Genomic DNA, 16,467 nt, shown 5'->3' on the forward strand with positions numbered 1-16,467 from the left:
ACTCATTCATAACTAAAAGAAACATGGCAAAGCAAATAAAATATAATGTAGAAGCACGTGACGCTTTAAAGCGCGGTGTTGACATCTTAGCTAACGCGGTTAAGGTAACCTTAGGTCCTAAAGGCCGTAACGTAATCATCGATAAAAAATTCGGTTCACCATCAATCACTAAAGACGGTGTATCTGTTGCTAAAGAGATCGAATTAAAAGATCCTTTGGAAAACATGGGTGCACAAATGGTAAAAGAAGTAGCTTCAAAAACTGCTGACGTTGCCGGTGATGGTACTACTACTGCTACTGTATTAGCACAAGCTATTGTAACTGCAGGTATTAAAAACGTAGCTGCTGGTGCAAACCCAATGGATTTGAAACGCGGTATTGACAAAGCTGTTGCAGCGGTTGTTAAAAACCTGCAAGAGCAATCTCAAACTGTTGGCGAAGACAACAATAAAATTAAACAAGTTGCATCTATCTCTGCTAACAACGACGAAGTTATCGGTACTTTAATTGCCGATGCAATGGCTAAAGTTGGTTCTCAAGGTGTAATTACTGTTGAAGAAGCAAAAGGTACTGAAACCGAAGTTAAAACTGTAGAAGGTATGCAGTTTGACCGTGGTTACCTTTCTCCGTACTTCGTTACCAACGCAGATAAAATGGAAGCTGAACTGGATAGCCCTTATATCCTGATCTACGATAAAAAGATCTCTTCTATGAAAGAGTTACTTCCTATCCTGGAGAAACAAGTTCAAACTGGCAAACCATTATTAATTATTGCTGAAGATTTAGACGGCGAAGCATTAGCTACTTTGGTAGTTAACAAAATCCGTGGCTCACTGAAGGTTGCTGCTGTTAAAGCACCAGGTTTTGGCGACCGTCGTAAAGCAATGTTAGAAGATATCGCTAAATTAACTGGTGGTACTGTTATCTCTGAAGAAAGAGGTTACAAATTAGAAACTGCTGATCTTTCTTTCTTAGGTCAGGCAGAAAAAATCACTATTGATAAAGATAATACTACGATCATCAATGGTTTAGGTAACACTGAGGATATCAAAGCCCGTGTTAACGAGATCAAGGCTCAGATCGAAGTAACTACATCTGATTACGACCGCGAAAAACTGCAAGAACGTTTAGCTAAATTATCTGGCGGTGTTGCTGTACTTTACATTGGTGCTGCAACTGAGGTTGAAATGAAAGAGAAAAAAGACCGTGTTGATGACGCATTACACGCTACACGTGCCGCTGTTGAAGAAGGTATCGTAGCTGGTGGTGGTGTTGCTTTCATCCGCGCAGTCGCTTCTATCGCCGATCTTAAAGGTGAAAACGAAGATGAGAACACTGGTATCCAGATCATCCGTCGCGCTATCGAAGAGCCTCTTCGTCAGATCTGTGAGAATGCTGGTATCGAAGGTTCTATCGTGGTACAAAAAGTTAAAGAAGGTACTGCAGACTTCGGTTACAACGCACGTACCGGAAACTATGAGAACTTAATTGGTGCCGGTGTTATCGACCCAACTAAAGTATCTCGTGTAGCTTTAGAAAACGCAGCTTCTATTGCAGCTATGTTGTTAACAACAGAGTGTGTATTGGCTGACGATCCGGAAGATGCTCAAGTTGGCGCAGGCGGTCCTCCAATGGGTGGCGGCATGGGCGGCATGATGTAATCATCTCCAAACTAATATATAAAAAGGCTTGTCTGGATAACAGACAGGCCTTTTTTGTTTTGCGGCCTTGTTTGCTGAGAATCAGGAGGTTCGATAAATATTTTTTGGATTGAACTATTGATTTTTCGAATAATAATATCAACTTTGTATTATCTTAAATATTAAGATACTTAAATATTAAGATATAATTGAAAGTATTATGAACCGATTGCAGAAAATGGCGCCAGCGCTTACTTTGGTATTCATGGCACCTATGCTTACAGAAGTGCTGCCAGGGGCAACCCGCTTTAGTTCGATATTTGTATTGCCTATCGAAATGTGCGTTTGGGGCGGCGGTGCATTGCTCATCAGGGCCGCAGTGCGTAAATGGAATTTGGGTTGGATAAGCATGTTGCTCATGGCCATTGGCTTATCAATAGCCGAAGAATGCCTGATACAACAAACTTCATTCGCGCCACTGGTTATACGGCTTAAAGGGGTAACCTATGCCCGCAGCTTTAGTATTAACTATGTTTATTTAACCTGGGCGCTAATCTATGAATCCGTATTCGTTGTCTTTCTGCCGGTGTATCTGGTCGAACTGATATTTTCCGATCGTGCCGGGGAAACCTGGGTAAGTAAAGCGGGTTTGATCATCACTTCTATATTCTTTGTTTTAGGCAGCTATCTCGCCTGGTTCTCGTGGACCCGCATTGCCCGTCCGAAAGTGTTTCATTTGCCAATCTACACCCCACCGGCGCCCGCTATTATTACAGCGTTTGTAGTTATACTTATTTTAGTTTTTATAGCCATTAGCGTGCTTAAGAATAAGCAGTACGCCACCACGCCACTTACGCCGCCATTACCCTGGCTACTAGGTTTAGTTGGCGCTGTGTGGGCGGTATTACTATACGGAATTGTATTATTAGCTTTTGGTATTGCACCTAATGTGTCACCGCTAATTTCGGTGGGAATTGGTTTGCTGTTAGCCGTCTTTGCTTTGATCTTTATTCCTCGTTTTGTGGTCGCCCCGCAGTGGCAAAGTAACTATCGGTTTGCCCTTATTTTTGGTGTGCTGCTTGGCTCGTGGGCTATAAGTTTTGTAGGCTTTATGGGGCCCGCTACAAAAGATCTTTATTTTAAAATTATCACCAACATTATAGCTGTTGTATTGATGCTTGTGCTCGGATCAAATGTGGCTAAGCGCAGGGCTGCGAGCAGCGTATCTATCGCATAATCTGTGTACTGCAGTGTGTATTTTAACATACACAAATTAGGAGTGTACTATTTATACTACTTTCCGTTTTAGTATAAATAGTACACCTAAGGCCCTCAATGTTAAGAATATCTAACTTCTTTGTCATCAATATATTTATTTGCACATTTTTAGGCTGATGTGATAATCTGGGCATAGGCTTTGATTATATCTCGATGTTATGAGAAACATCGTTAGCAAACGCAGACATATACCAAGCCGAATTTTTGAATGGGTAATATTCAAAGGTCCAGCCGTTTTGGCAAGTTTCATTTAATAAAAGTCTTATTTTTGTATCCTTAAATGGATATACACATCTTCTACACCAAAGCATACGATTGGATCTTCGCTAATGGTCCCCGGGTTATCGTCGGCATCATCATTTTCTTTATTGGGTTATGGATTATTAAGCTGATCCGTGCGGCCATTCAAAAGCGGATGAGCCAAAATGAGGTGCATTCATCCTTACAACCCTTCTTTCTAAGCCTTTCTATTACCTCGCTCTACCTGATGCTGGTTATACTGGTGATGGAGATTATGGGTATCGAGCTTACCATTTTCACCACAGTAATTGGTGCTGCTACTGTTGCCGCAGGTTTGGCGTTATCTGGAACATTACAAAACTTCGCAGGCGGGATTCTGATATTGTTACTCAAACCGTTTGAGCTGGACGATAATATCATTGCACAGGGACAGGACGGTCGGGTTACGTCCATCCAAATATTTTATACGGTAATCATAACACCTGATAACAAAACGGTTATTATCCCCAACGGAAAGTTATTTAACGAAGTAATTGTTAATGTTACCCGCGAAGGGAAAAGAAGGCTTGATATAAATATTAAACTGGGGTATGCGGCAGATCCGGAACAGGTGAAAAGCATTATAGAAAATGCAATCAGCCAAACTCCTAATATTCTTAAAACGCCCGGTACTACAGTAGGTGTATTAGCCTTAGAAATAGACGGTATAAAATACGTAGTTAATGTATGGGTTGACCCCAAAAATTTCCTTAAAACTAAGCTGAGCCTACAAGAGCGAATCATCGTTGATCTTCGCGCAGCGGGTGTAAAATTGCCTGGTACCTGATCTGGTGTCCAGCGTTTAAATCAGCCGAATCCGTTTAAAACTTCTATATCTTTGTTTGATGCAAAAAGAACAGATCTCTGTTTTCAATATGTTTAAAATAGGTATCGGGCCATCCAGCTCGCATACTTTAGGTCCTTGGCGTGCCGCTCAACAATTTGTTGCTTTGTTGGAGGAGCGTGAAGTTGTAGCTGCTGTAGAGCAGGTTAAAATACTACTTTACGGCTCATTGGCAAAAACTGGTAAGGGCCATGGTACAGATATCGCCATACTGCTTGGGCTTAGTGGCGACGACCCTGTAACATTTGATGTAACACAGATCAACACCAAAGTAGATAAGATTAAACGTGATCATCAGCTAACGCTTGGCGGCAAAAATCAAATTAGCTTTAGTTTTGATGATGACCTGATGTTCTTGTTTAACGAAAGTCTGCCTTTTCACCCCAATGCAGTAACTTTTCAGGCATTTTTGAACGATGGTAAAGCTGTGTCAGAAACCTATTATTCGATAGGTGGCGGCTTTGTGGTTAAAGAGAACGAGCAATCCGATGCCTCAAAAGAAGTTGACTTGCCCTTCCCGATAGATACTGCCGGCGACCTGCTGCACTGGTGTCGCAAAACCGGTTTAAAGATCTCGGAAGTGGTAATGGAGAACGAATTGGCCTGGCGCAGCGAAGACGAAACAAAGTCGCGAACGCTGGATATTTTTAATACCATTAAAGAGTGTATTTATCGTGGCTGCCACACCACAGGTTATTTGCCAGGTGGCTTAAACGTAGCCCGTCGTGCAGCTTCGCTCAATAAAAAGTTGATAGGGGCTAACCCATACCAAAATTTTGACGAATGGGTAACTGCTATTCGTGAAACAGGCTATGGTTTTAAAAATATATTAGATTGGGTAAGTTGCTTTGCACTGGCCGTTAATGAAGAGAACGCTTCGTTCGGTCGTGTGGTAACGGCGCCAACCAATGGTGCTGCCGGAGTTATACCTGCAGTGCTGCAATATTATTTGGTTTTTTGCGATGGCTATACTGAGCAAAAGATCATTCAGTTTTTATTTACGGCATCGGAGATTGGAAGCATCTTTAAAAAGGGCGCAACCATATCTGCGGCTATGGGCGGTTGCCAGGCCGAGATAGGTGTGTCATCAGCAATGGCGGCAGCGGCGCTTACAGAGTGTTTAGGGGGCTCACAGCGACAAGCGATGATGGCCGCAGAGATTGCCATGGAACACCACTTAGGTTTAACCTGCGACCCGATAGGTGGCCTTGTACAGGTGCCATGTATCGAACGTAATACCATGGGTGCTATTAAAGCCATCACAGCGTCGCAGCTGGCTTTGCAAACTAACCCCGATAACGCCAAAGTGAGTTTAGATGCCGTGGTAAAAACGATGTGGCAAACCGCACTGGATATGAATTCGAAGTACAAGGAAACATCCGACGGTGGGCTAGCCATCAACATTCCTCTGAGTTTACCGGAATGTTAAGGCTTTGCGTTAAGACCGCTGGCAACCTGTTTTACTAATTGGTCAACCCATAACTTGTACATCAGCGCAGACGGGTGGAGGCCATCTCCGGCAATAAGCGTAGCATCGGTAGCTGCCGTGCGTGAAATGCCGGTAATGTTAAGGTAGTTTACGCCCGCTTTATCGCTTTCGGCCTGGTTGATGTTGTTATAAACATTCAGTTGATCAGCAATCTGTTGCTTCATACTGGTTGCCGCAAAAGGTGTTACCGAATAATCAGGTATTGATAGCACAAATACATGTCGTTTATTGCCACCAGCAAATTGGATAGCGGTGTTTAGCAATTCAACAAAATCGGGTCTGTAGGTATTGATGTCGAAATTCTGGTATTGGTTGTTTACACCAATCAAGAGGGTAACAAAGGTAAAGGTCTTATTTAAATTGGCAGCCTGAATAGCATACTTCAGATCGTTAGTTGTCCATCCGGTCTTCGCAATAATCACTGGGTCACTTGCCTTAAATTTATTAAGCTTTAGCTGACCAGTTAACTGGTATGGGAATGACTGTGCTTGTGGTACAGATTCGCCGATGGTGTAGGAATCGCCCAGCGCTAAATAGGTAACGGTAGTGGCGGTATCTGTAGCAGGTATTGACGCAGTAGCTGCGGGTAAATTATTAACAGTATCCATTTGTTGTTTGCTGCAACCGGCAACGGTTGAAAGTGCAATTAATATACTTCCTAATATCTTCATCCAGCTATCTCCATATCAAACAATACGGAAATATGGTGTTTAAGGATTTTTTTAACTTCTCCTAGATTAACCTCTTCGCCCAGTTCCTGCTTCATGGAGGCTACTGCTTTATCATCTATGCCGCAAGGCACTATGTTTTTAAAATAGTCCAGATCGGGGTTTACATTTAGGGCCAAACCATGCATAGTTACCCAGCGGCTGCAGCGCACGCCCATGGCACAAATTTTACGGGCACGCTCATTATCGGCATCTAGCCAAACGCCTGTATAGCCCGGATAACGCTCGCCTTTAAGGCCAAATTCGCCAATGGTATTAATTACGGCCTGCTCTAGTGTGCGCAGGTATAAATGTATGTCGGTAAAAAAATTATCAAGATCTAATATCGGGTAACTCACCAACTGGCCCGGGCCATGATAGGTAATATCACCACCACGGTTAATAGGATAATAAGCCGCGTGTTTTTCTTTCAATCCCTGCTCGTCGAGCAATAGGTTATCTATTTTGCCGCTTTTGCCCAACGTATAAACGTGCGGGTGTTCGCAAAATATGAGATAGTTTTTAGTAGCCAGATCTTCTGGTGCTTCATCGCCTGCTACCTGCAAATTGCGAATGGCAATTTTGGTGTTTACGGTATCGGCAAAAATGGCTTCCTGCCTGTCCCATGCTTCTTTATAATCTATCAGGCCCCAGTCCTGGTATTCAACCTGCTTATTTTTCATTGTTGTCCTTTTACGTAACCTACCATGTAATCTTCGTACTGCATGTACTGAACCTGGTACGGTATATCTATTTCACCTTTTAATAGTCGTGCAGAAACTGTTCCCTGGTTTTGAGGGGGGAAAGGCTGCAGTAGTATATTGTCGGCAAATGAAACTTCTTTTTGCCCATAGCACTTGTAAACAGCTTCTTTAGCGCACCAACATACATATAGTTGCTGTATTTTATTTGCGGGATCTATAAACGCCATTTCTTCGGGGCGCATAAACTTGTGGGCAATGCGCTCTACTTTTTCTTTCACTTGTTCTATATCAATGCCTACCGGGCCGCTTTTGCTTACCATTACGGCTGCATAGTCAAAAGAGTGGCTTAGCGAAATGTGGTAAGGCATGTTTACCAGGTAAGGTTTGCCGTGTATATCAACTTGGCTATCTATATATTCGTCGGTGTGCAGCATTTTACGTAGCAAAACCCTCGTACCTAACCAATGCAGGTTTCTTTTTCCTTTGCTCAGCTTTTCAATATAAGCCTTCTCTTTGTTGTTGAGTTGCAGCTGACTGTAAAGGTCATCCGCCTCTTCTTCAATCTTCCAGAGAGCAAATTCAGTATCCGGGTCCACCTGATGGCGGTACGCTATAGCCATAAAAGTAAAATTGCAAAATCAGTGACAAACTTATGTCAAATAATTATAAATTAGTCGTGCTAACTAGTACTTACATATGATTTTATCGGACAAGCGCATTTTAGAAGAGATTGAGAAAGGGCATATCATTATAGAACCCTTTTACCGAGAGAATCTGGGTACCAATTCATACGACGTGCATTTGGGCAAACATTTGGCAACTTACCGTAGCCGTGTGCTTGATGCTAAAGCGCATAACGAGATAGATCATTTCGAAATACCTAAAGATGGTTTTGTGCTGCAGCCCAATACACTTTATCTGGGAGTAACAGTAGAATACACCGAAACACATAAGCACGTTCCTTTTCTGGAAGGTAAGTCGAGCACAGGCAGATTAGGTATTGATATACACGCCACGGCCGGTAAAGGCGACGTTGGTTTCTGCAATACCTGGACACTGGAGATCTCGTGCGCACAGCCTGTTAAAATTTATCCCGGCATGCCTATCGGCCAGCTGATTTACTTTAGCGTAGAGGGTGATATTGAAACCCTGTACAATACCAAAGGGAATGCCAAATACAATAACCCAACCACCCGCCCGGTTGAAAGCATGATGTGGAAGAATAGCTTTTAGCGCACAACATTTTACGCTTCCTGAGCGTTTAATAGGAATACCCCCTTACCTTATGACCTTCAAGAAGATACCCCTTTATTTGCTTGCCTTTATTACCAGTGCAATTGTTTTTGGTTTTGTTAAAGCCGATGACGACCCGATAAAAAAAGCAACTACCCAATTACAGAAATGGCTTGATACCTATCCGCAGGAGAAAGTATATCTGCATTTTGATAAACCTTATTATGCCGTTGGCGATGATATTTGGTTTAAGGCTTACATTACCGTTGGACCAAAGCACGAGCTATCGGCTCTAAGCGGTGCTTTAAATGTAGAACTTATAGACGACCGTGACTCGATATTACAAGCTATCAAACTGCCGGTTGTTTCGGGTCTCGCTAATGGCGATTTTGCGCTGCCAGACACGCTTAACGAAGGTAACTACCGCGTTCGTGCGTATACAAATTGGATGCGAAATGCCGGACCCGATTATTTTTTCGATAAAACTATCCATATAGGCAAGGCGCTGAATAACAATGTTTTTACGCATACTGCTTTTACTTATACCACGCAAAACGGCCAGCCGGTTGTAAATGCAACAATAACTTATATGGATTTAGCAGGTGCGCCATTTGCCAATAAAGAAGTATCGTACCAAATTGTGGCTGGCTCAAAAAATATTGCGAGAGGTAAGGGTATAACCAATAGTAAAGGTGAATTGACATTGTCATTTGCCGGGATGGCGCAAACGCAAAACAAACAGGCGCGTATAGTCAGCAAAATTAAAATAGACGAAAAAAACACTGTTACGAAAGTGCTCCCTGTTACGGCACTATCTGGCAAAGTTGATGTTCAATTTTTTCCAGAGAGTGGTAATCTCGTTAATGGGCTCCCAACTAAGGTTGCTTTTAAGGCTGTTGGTGCTGATGGTTTAGGGAAGAATATAAATGGTGTATTAATCGACAACAATAATCAGGAGATATCAACTATAACAACCCAACACTTGGGTATGGGCATTTTTATGGTAGTGCCGGAGGCCGGTAAAACTTACACTGCTCAAATAACTTTCGAGGATGGCTCTAAAGGTACATTTGCCTTACCAAAAGCTTTGGAGCAGGGCTACACTTTGAGCGTCAACAATACTTATGATCCCGACAATATTTCGGTACGTATAGCAGCCAGCCCTGGCCTTGTTGGTACAGAGGTAAATTTAGTAGCGCAATCGGGAGGGAATGTATATTACGCAGCTAAGAGTAAAGTAGAAAACGGCATAATTGCCACCAAAGTAACCAAAAATAGATTTCCAACTGGTGTTACACAGCTTACGTTGTTTAACGCAGCTGGTGAAGCCGTTAATGAGCGTTTGATTTTTACCACCGGTGCTGATGACCTGAAGCTGGATCTCATCTCTCCTCAGCAAACTTATGCGCAACGTGAGAAAATGAATTTACAGATAGCTGCCAATACACCGGATAACAAACCCGCCGTAGCCAGTTTATCAGCAGCAGTAATAGATGAAACTAAGGTGCCGGTTGATGAGTCGGATGAAACAACTATCCTATCCAGTATTTTGTTGAGTTCGGATATTAAGGGTTATATCGAAAAACCAAATTATTACTTCGCCCACAAGGATGATAAGCAGGAGAAAGCTGACCTCGATGTGTTGATGCTTACACAAGGCTATCGCAGGTTTGAGTGGAAACAGCTAATGAGCGACTCGTTTGCACGGCCGATATATACGCCCGAGACTACTCTGAAAGTATCGGGTCGGGTGCATAACGGCAACAAACCGGTTGTAGGTGGCAAGGTTACTTTGTTTACTACCGCGGGCGGTGCTTTTGTGTTAGATACGCTTACAGATGCTAACGGGCGTTTCGAATTTAAGAACCTGATTTTTAAGGATAGCCTTAAATTTGTTATCCAGGCACGCGATGCCAAGGGTAAAAAGTTTGTAGACATTGATCTGGACAATGTTACCCGGCAGCAACTCACAGCGAATGTTAACGCACCAGATATCGATGTAAATTTTGATAGTAAGATAGTTCCTTACCTGCAAAGCAGTCGCTCATTATATCAAACACAGGTGAAGTACGGGGTGGGTAGCCATAACATATTGCTTAAAGAAGTTACTATTCGCGAGAAGAAAAAGCCGCCGGTTGATCATTCGTCAAATCTTAACGGTGCTGGTAATGCAGATCAGGTGATTAAAGCAGAAGATATTGCGCTGATGGGAGGTTGCCCAGATATAACACAATGCTTGCAGGGCCGTTTATTGGGTGTAACGTTTCGGCAGGGAAATGCTTACACTACTCGTGGCGGCGGCCAAATGCAAATAATTGTAGATGGTATTTACGTTGAAGGAGACTTTTTGACCCAAATTAATTACACCGATATTAGTAGTATTGAAGTACTGAGAAGCGGAGCTTATACGTCGTTGTATGGCAGTAGAGGAGGCAACGGAGTAATTATAGTAAACACCAAACGAGGCAACGAGGGCAATAGCTACCAACGTTTTTCGCCTGGGGTAATTACCTATTCGCCTAAAGGCTTTTACCTTGCCCGTACTTTTTATTCGCCTCAATATGATGATCCTAAAGTAAACGCTACGCTTGCCGACATGCGCAGCACGATATATTGGGCACCTAATTTAGTGACTGATAAGGATGGGAAAGCCAGTTTAGGGTTTTTTAATGCTGGAAGTAAGGGCTCTTACCGGATAGTGATTGAGGGTATAGATAGTGACGGCCATATAGGCCGCCATGTGTATCATTATAAGGTTGAGTAACGTAATCCGTTAGTTTTTGCCGAGGTAGAATTTCTCCCAGAAATCCACAGACTTGGACATCTCTGAGTGGTCGGTGCTGCCCTGTGCACCGCCGCCCATACCGCCGCGGCCGCCGCCCATGCCACCACCGCCGTGACGGCCGCCGCCCATGCCGCCGCCACCCATTCCGCCGCGACCGCCTCCGCCGCCCATGCCTCCATGGCCACCGCCCATACCGCCATCGGGTGAGCCTGCTGTTTTGTTAGCGTTGGGATGAGTTACTCCGTTTATTTTGATATTAAATGCCCATTCGCTTTTATCTGGCGCATCCGCATGGAAGAATTTTAGGGGTATAGCAGCTTCGTAAACTAATTGGCCGCTTTCGTCAAGATTAAGGGCTACTTTAATACCGTAGGTATTGGCTGTAGTAATGATATCGCTTTCAATATCCGGAAACCCGGTTACCTGTATGTTGCGCAGCTTGGTCATTCTGGCGCGCATCATTTCCTCGCGATCCTGCTTGTCTAGCTCGTCGGGGTTGGGTTGTTTATCGCCGCCATTGCTGCCCGCACCACCAAAAGCAGGCTGATTATCGGTGCCCCCAACCGGAAAGGTAATGCTGTACTGTTCTTTCTTTTTGCCTTTGGGGTTAACGCTTAAAGTTAGGCCTGCACCAATAATACGGATCTGCTCTGTACGGTCGTTAACGCGGATGGCCATGTATAGATTGTCCTTGTCGTTGGCCAGCGTATAGTATATTTTTTTGTCTTCGTTGTAATAACGCAGGCTATCACCCCAGTCTTTCAGACTGCCGTCAATAGTAATTTCGGTTGGTGGGGCTTTTAGTGTGTTGTCTGTTTTGGCTTGTGCTTTTGCATGTGCCGAGAATAGCAGGGGTGCTGCCGCAACCAAGGCAAATGCGGTTAAACGCGATCTCATTTGTAATAGGGGTTTTTGTTAAAATGTTCTAATGCGCATGTATAACACATTTTTAGTGTGTTTATTATGGGTTTTTAAGTAAATTTGTAATTACAATACAATTATGCCAACCGAAGTACAGGAAGAGACCCTCACCCTTGAAGAAATATTGGCCGGGCTGAAAGAAGTGCACCGTCTTATTTTGTGGAACGATGATGTGAATACGTTTGATCATGTAATTTACTGCATGATGAAGTACCTGGATTATTCAGAATCGCAATCAGAAAAAATAGCCTGGAAGGTACACAACGAAGGTAAATGTGCCGTGCTGGAAGGATCTTTTACGGAGATGGAAGTTTACCGAAAAATATTACAACAAGAAGGATTAACAGTAAGTGTTGAATAAGGGTAGTATCAAGTAACGAGTATTAAGTAGCAAGATAAAGAAAGCGCCGTAGATATGTGATCTAAGGCGCTTTCTTTATGTAAGCTTGAGTATTGCGGTCTTGTTACTTGATACTCTCTACTTGATACTAAAAATTACACCATATAGTTCCAGCCGAAAGTATCGGTGGCTTTTCCGTAGCGGATATCGTCTAAAGTTTTTAATACCTTTTGAGAGAATTCGCGGGTTGAAGGATCACTTAAGGTGTATTCTTCGCCCTCGTGATTTAATGAACCTACTGGTGCAATAGTTGCAGCAGTACCAGCGCCGAAAGCATCTGTTAATTTACCGCTTTTTGCACCTTCAACAACCTCGGCTATAGATACGCGGCGTTCTTCAACAGGTACGCCCCATGATCTTGCCAATGCAAGAACGGTGTCGCGGGTTACGCCATCTAAAATAGTATCGCGGGTTGATGGGGTTACCAGTTTGCCGTCCAACATAAACATTACGTTTGCCGCACCCATTTCCTCAACGTATAAATGCTCTTTTGCATCTGTCCAGATCAATTGGTCGAAACCTTCTTCGGCCGCCTTTTTAAATGGCAGCATAGAGCCACCGTAGTTACCTGCAGCTTTGGCATAACCAAAACCACCTTCGGCAGCACGGGTATAGTTTGTTTCGAATTTAACACGCAGTGGTTTGGTGAAATAAGGACCAACGGGACCGGTTAAAACCATAAATTTATAGGTTTTAGATGGTGTTACACCTAAATATGGATCCGTAGCAAACATAAACGGACGGATATATAAAGAGTGGCCTGCTTGTGCAGGAATCCAGTCGCGGTCGATATCTACCAAAGCGGCAATGCTCTGTACAAAAAGATCTTCAGGCAGTTCGGCCATGCATAAACGCTCTGCAGATTTGTTGAAACGCGCAGCATTTTTATCCGGACGGAAGACGGAGACCTGGCCATCAGCATGTTTATAAGCTTTCATTCCTTCGAAAAATGCTTGTCCGTAGTGCAGCGCAGAAATGGCTGGGCTAAGGGCAATTTCGCCATAAGGTAAAATTTCGAAGTTCTTCCATTCGCCGTCTTCGTAATCAGCGACCAGCATGTGATCGGCAAAGGTACGGCCAAATACCAGGTTAGTAAAGTCCGTTTCTTGTAAACGGGAATGGGTGGTTTTAGTAATTTTGATGTCCAGTGTGTCTGTCATGGCCCAATAGATTTGAAAAGTGGCAATTTATGAATTTTATAAGCCAAATCTGAAATTATAGCCCGAAAAGTTGGACATTAGCGGCATATTATGGCAACAGCAGTACATACCTATCGGGTAGATCCGAAAAAAGCCGACGCATTTAAACGCCAGTCGAATATCAGTTTATTGGTTCCTTATTTATTCCCAATAGGATTGGTTGTCTATCAATTGGTTAGAACCGGGTACGATTATCGTTTTATTATTCTAAGTGCGGGTGTGACTGTATTAGCTGTTGCACTATTGATTATGAGTATCATAAGATCGAACAAGCGTATCGACACGATGAAACTGGAAGTAAGCGATACCGCCGTTACGTTAACCGAATCAGGGAAACCAAAGCAGGTTTCAATTGCCAATATTACATCAATTGAAACCCACGTAAAAGGCATCGAGCTTAAAACCCAACCCAAGTCGCGAAACGCTTTTGTTGTCTACAACGAATTTGAAAAGTTCGATCAGATCAAAAAACTGATAGAAGCGAAGGTGGCTAAGAATAAACGTTAACTCAACGCTCCTTCAACCCATGCTTTTCCCCAATTTTCAATCTGCTCGGCAGTCCATAACTCCGGGTAAAAGATGCGTTTTTGAAAACGCGGAGGCAGGTATTTTTGCCAGTTGGTACCACCGGTAGCTTTAATTTCTTCGGGCTCGCGGTGTAGGTATTTTACAGCAGATTTATAGTGGGCCAATGGCCAGTTTACGTTAACATGGGTATCCAGTTGACGTAGCTGATCCGCCAATTGTGGAGTAGCCTGTCCGGCAGCTTCTAAATTATGATAGAGCTTATTGAAATTAACATCAGCACAGTTTTTTCCTACCTCGATAAAGGTTGCTGCATACTTTTTCTCGAACTGTTTAAGCGTCAGTGTCTTTTTACCAGTCGATAATTCGGTGGCGCCAAACTTCCAATAAATTTCTTCGAACTGCTGCTCAACGGTTGCGCCTCTTAGCTCTTCGCGTTTATCTTTAGCAACCAGGTTTACAAAATCTGTGGCATAAATCTCGATCATACGGTACTGTCCCGATTGGAAACCACTGGCAGGTAGCAGTGACATGCGGAATTTAAGGAATTGCTCCTTTTCCATCCCCTCAACCATCACCTCGAAGGAGTTAACCAGGGCATTAAAATAGCTGTTGATGCGTTTTAATCGAGCTGTGAAGAACTCCGCGGTAAGGTTTTGTTTAGCAGCAATTTGTTTACATTCGTGCAGGGTAAGTTTAAAATATAGCTCGGTGATCTGGTGGTACATAATGAAGATCTCCTCATCAGGGAACGGCGTTTTGGGGCTTTGCAGGCTCAATAACGTATCTAGGTGGATATAGTCCCAGTAGGTAAGGAAATCAGCATATAGTAACCCATCAAGATATGAAGACATGTCTTGCCCCATGGCTTCATACTTCTGCTGTAACAGCTCTAACCGGTCTGTAATTTCGGGTGTAAAGTGCATGTACAAAAATAGAAAAAGAAATAAGCTATTGCAGCCAATGCTTTTTTAACCCATATTTGTATTGTACTTAAAGGCAATGGTGAGCTGCCTATTTGAACCGCCCTAAAAAGCTGATGACGCCTACTCAGATAATTTTATTTATTTGCATGTAGGTTTATGAAAAAATTTCTCAATTCCCAGCTTTCAACAATCATTTACAGTTTTCGTTGTACCGTTATTGCTTTGCCTGTGGCTATTGCTATTGGCAGTATGGTGGCGCTATTTTTATGGCTTTTAAACTGGGCCATTCATTATAGGTTTGCGCACCCATGGTTGCTTTATTTGTTACCGCTGACGGGTGTTGCCATTCATTTCTTATACAAACTTTACGGCCGCTCTGCCGAGCGTGGAAATAACCTCATTATCGACGAAATTCATGAACCGGGCGGGGGCGTGCCCAAACGTATGGCACCGCTTATTTTAATTACCACGGTAATTACGCACCTTTTTGGCGGTTCTGCAGGCCGCGAGGGCACCGCAGTGCAGATAGGTGGCAGCATAGCCAACTTCTTCGTATCTCTTTTTAAATTAAACGAAGCTGATAAAAAGATGCTACTCACCGCCGGTATTGCAGCAGGTTTTGGAGCGGTGTTCGGAACGCCATTAACCGGGGCCATTTTTGCGCTAGAAGTTATCACCATCGGCCGTATTCAATATAATGCCTTACTGCCCTGCCTTATCGCCGGTTTTGTGGGCGACGCAACAGTTGCCCTCTGGGGAATTCACCACACTGTATATCATATAGACGTGGTTAAAACCAGCGCCGAATATTATCATCGCCATCTCCCGCTCGATCTGTTGTTGCTTATGAAGGTGATATTCGCTTCAGCTATTTTTGGGTTGGCAAGCTGGTTATTCGCTAACACCACGCATGCAGTGAAGAACTTCTCTTTAAAAATGATTAAGATTGATTGGCTGGTGCCTGTTTGCGGAGGGATTGTGATTATTGCTCTTACATTTTTAATAGGCAAGTCCGATTACCTGAGTTTAGGTGTAGAACCAGAACATCCCGGCGCAGTAACCATTGTATCAGCATTTCAGCAAAATGGCGCCGATTTATTTAGTTGGTTGTGGAAACTTATTTATACCGCAATAACTTTAGGTACCGGCTTTAAAGGAGGGGAGGTAACGCCTCTGTTTTACGTAGGTGCAACTTTAGGTAACACACTGGCAGATTTCTTAAACGCACCAGTAAGCCTGTTTGCTGCATTAGGATTTATCGCTGTATTTGCCGGTGCTACCAACACGCCACTGGCTTGTACTTTAATGGGTATTGAATTATTCGGCGGTGAACATGCCATGTTGTTTGCCATAGCCTGTTTTACCGCCTATTTTTTTAGCGGAGATTCAGGAATTTATAGTGCCCAACGTAAAGATGGGGAAAAAGTGATGAGCGACTACTGGCAAAGGATGTTTGAAAAATATAGGCGGTAAAATTTCTGCCTTTAACATTAAAATCAAACATATTTTTCTTTCAGCGTTTATATAGCTATAACAT

Annotated in this window: 15 protein-coding genes and 1 riboswitch; of the genes, 9 read left to right on the plus strand and 6 right to left on the minus strand. The window is 43.2% G+C overall.

Going from position 1 to position 16,467, the window contains the following annotated elements; translation table 11 throughout:
- The first annotated feature begins 23 nt into the window (after positions 1-23).
- The 4 genes from groL (at position 24) to GSY63_RS14020 (ending at position 5,470) form a co-directional block, all read left to right on the plus strand.
- A complete protein-coding gene (gene groL, locus GSY63_RS14005; RefSeq protein WP_166586446.1) occupies positions 24-1,661 on the plus strand; it encodes a chaperonin GroEL in 1,638 nt (545 codons plus the stop codon).
- 199 nt (positions 1,662-1,860) lie between these two features.
- Positions 1,861-2,877 carry a hypothetical protein gene (locus tag GSY63_RS14010; RefSeq protein ID WP_166586447.1) on the plus strand — a complete coding sequence of 339 codons (1,017 nt, stop codon included), beginning with the start codon at positions 1,861-1,863 and terminating at the stop codon, positions 2,875-2,877.
- Between the two features lie 321 nt (positions 2,878-3,198).
- Positions 3,199-3,984: a mechanosensitive ion channel family protein gene (locus tag GSY63_RS14015; RefSeq protein ID WP_166586448.1), complete on the plus strand. Its 786-nt coding sequence runs from the start codon at positions 3,199-3,201 to the stop codon at positions 3,982-3,984.
- Positions 3,985-4,042: 58 nt separating this feature from the next.
- Positions 4,043-5,470, plus strand: a complete 1,428-nt coding sequence (locus tag GSY63_RS14020; protein ID WP_166586449.1) for an L-serine ammonia-lyase — start codon at positions 4,043-4,045, stop codon at positions 5,468-5,470.
- Here GSY63_RS14020 and GSY63_RS14025 read toward each other — a convergent pair.
- The 3 genes from GSY63_RS14025 to GSY63_RS14035 are packed head-to-tail and all read right to left on the minus strand — an operon-like array spanning position 5,467 to position 7,561.
- Positions 5,467-6,201 carry an SGNH/GDSL hydrolase family protein gene (locus tag GSY63_RS14025; RefSeq protein ID WP_166586450.1) on the minus strand — a complete coding sequence of 245 codons (735 nt, stop codon included), beginning with the start codon at positions 6,199-6,201 and terminating at the stop codon, positions 5,467-5,469. The two genes, GSY63_RS14020 and GSY63_RS14025, sit on opposite strands and share 4 nt — an antisense overlap.
- Positions 6,198-6,920 carry a lipoyl(octanoyl) transferase LipB gene (gene lipB / locus GSY63_RS14030; protein ID WP_166586451.1) on the minus strand — a complete coding sequence of 241 codons (723 nt, stop codon included), beginning with the start codon at positions 6,918-6,920 and terminating at the stop codon, positions 6,198-6,200. Before lipB ends, GSY63_RS14025 begins: the two co-directional genes overlap by 4 nt.
- Positions 6,917-7,561, minus strand: coding sequence for a 4'-phosphopantetheinyl transferase family protein (locus GSY63_RS14035; protein ID WP_166586452.1), 645 nt, complete (start codon positions 7,559-7,561; stop codon positions 6,917-6,919). The genes lipB and GSY63_RS14035 overlap by 4 nt, the downstream gene beginning before the upstream one ends.
- 76 nt (positions 7,562-7,637) lie before the next feature.
- On the opposite strand from GSY63_RS14035, the gene dcd reads away from it, so the two are divergent.
- A complete protein-coding gene (dcd, locus tag GSY63_RS14040) occupies positions 7,638-8,174 on the plus strand; it encodes a dCTP deaminase (RefSeq protein WP_166586453.1) in 537 nt (178 codons plus the stop codon).
- A 52-nt stretch (positions 8,175-8,226) separates the two neighbouring features.
- A complete protein-coding gene (locus GSY63_RS14045) occupies positions 8,227-10,938 on the plus strand; it encodes a carboxypeptidase-like regulatory domain-containing protein (protein WP_166586454.1) in 2,712 nt (903 codons plus the stop codon).
- Positions 10,939-10,947: 9 nt separating this feature from the next.
- Here GSY63_RS14045 and GSY63_RS14050 read toward each other — a convergent pair whose 3' ends face one another.
- Positions 10,948-11,856 carry a hypothetical protein gene (locus GSY63_RS14050; protein WP_166586230.1) on the minus strand — a complete coding sequence of 303 codons (909 nt, stop codon included), beginning with the start codon at positions 11,854-11,856 and terminating at the stop codon, positions 10,948-10,950.
- Between the two features lie 103 nt (positions 11,857-11,959).
- Here GSY63_RS14050 and GSY63_RS14055 point away from each other — a divergent pair, with 103 nt between their 5' ends.
- Entirely contained in the window at positions 11,960-12,241 is a 282-nt protein-coding gene (locus GSY63_RS14055) for an ATP-dependent Clp protease adaptor ClpS (RefSeq protein WP_166586455.1), read from the plus strand.
- Positions 12,242-12,375: 134 nt separating this feature from the next.
- Here the strand turns inward: GSY63_RS14055 and GSY63_RS14060 are convergent, their stop codons facing one another.
- Complete coding sequence (locus GSY63_RS14060) at positions 12,376-13,440, minus strand: branched-chain amino acid aminotransferase (RefSeq protein ID WP_166586456.1); 1,065 nt, start codon at positions 13,438-13,440, stop codon at positions 12,376-12,378.
- Between the two features lie 90 nt (positions 13,441-13,530).
- Here GSY63_RS14060 and GSY63_RS14065 point away from each other — a divergent pair, with 90 nt between their 5' ends.
- Complete coding sequence (locus GSY63_RS14065; RefSeq protein WP_166586457.1) at positions 13,531-13,986, plus strand: hypothetical protein; 456 nt, start codon at positions 13,531-13,533, stop codon at positions 13,984-13,986.
- On the opposite strand, the gene GSY63_RS14070 is transcribed toward GSY63_RS14065, so the two are convergent.
- A complete protein-coding gene (locus GSY63_RS14070) occupies positions 13,983-14,930 on the minus strand; it encodes a tryptophan 2,3-dioxygenase family protein (protein WP_166586458.1) in 948 nt (315 codons plus the stop codon). The genes GSY63_RS14065 and GSY63_RS14070 overlap by 4 nt on opposite strands.
- Positions 14,931-14,993: 63 nt before the next feature.
- Positions 14,994-15,060, plus strand: a riboswitch (Fluoride riboswitch).
- Between the two features lie 26 nt (positions 15,061-15,086).
- On the opposite strand from GSY63_RS14070, the gene GSY63_RS14075 reads away from it, so the two are divergent.
- Entirely contained in the window at positions 15,087-16,403 is a 1,317-nt protein-coding gene (locus GSY63_RS14075; protein ID WP_166586459.1) for a voltage-gated chloride channel family protein, read from the plus strand.
- Positions 16,404-16,467: the final 64 nt, after the last annotated feature.

The sequence above is a fragment of the Mucilaginibacter agri genome (genome assembly GCF_009928685.1).
Classification (GTDB): domain Bacteria; phylum Bacteroidota; class Bacteroidia; order Sphingobacteriales; family Sphingobacteriaceae; genus Mucilaginibacter; species Mucilaginibacter agri.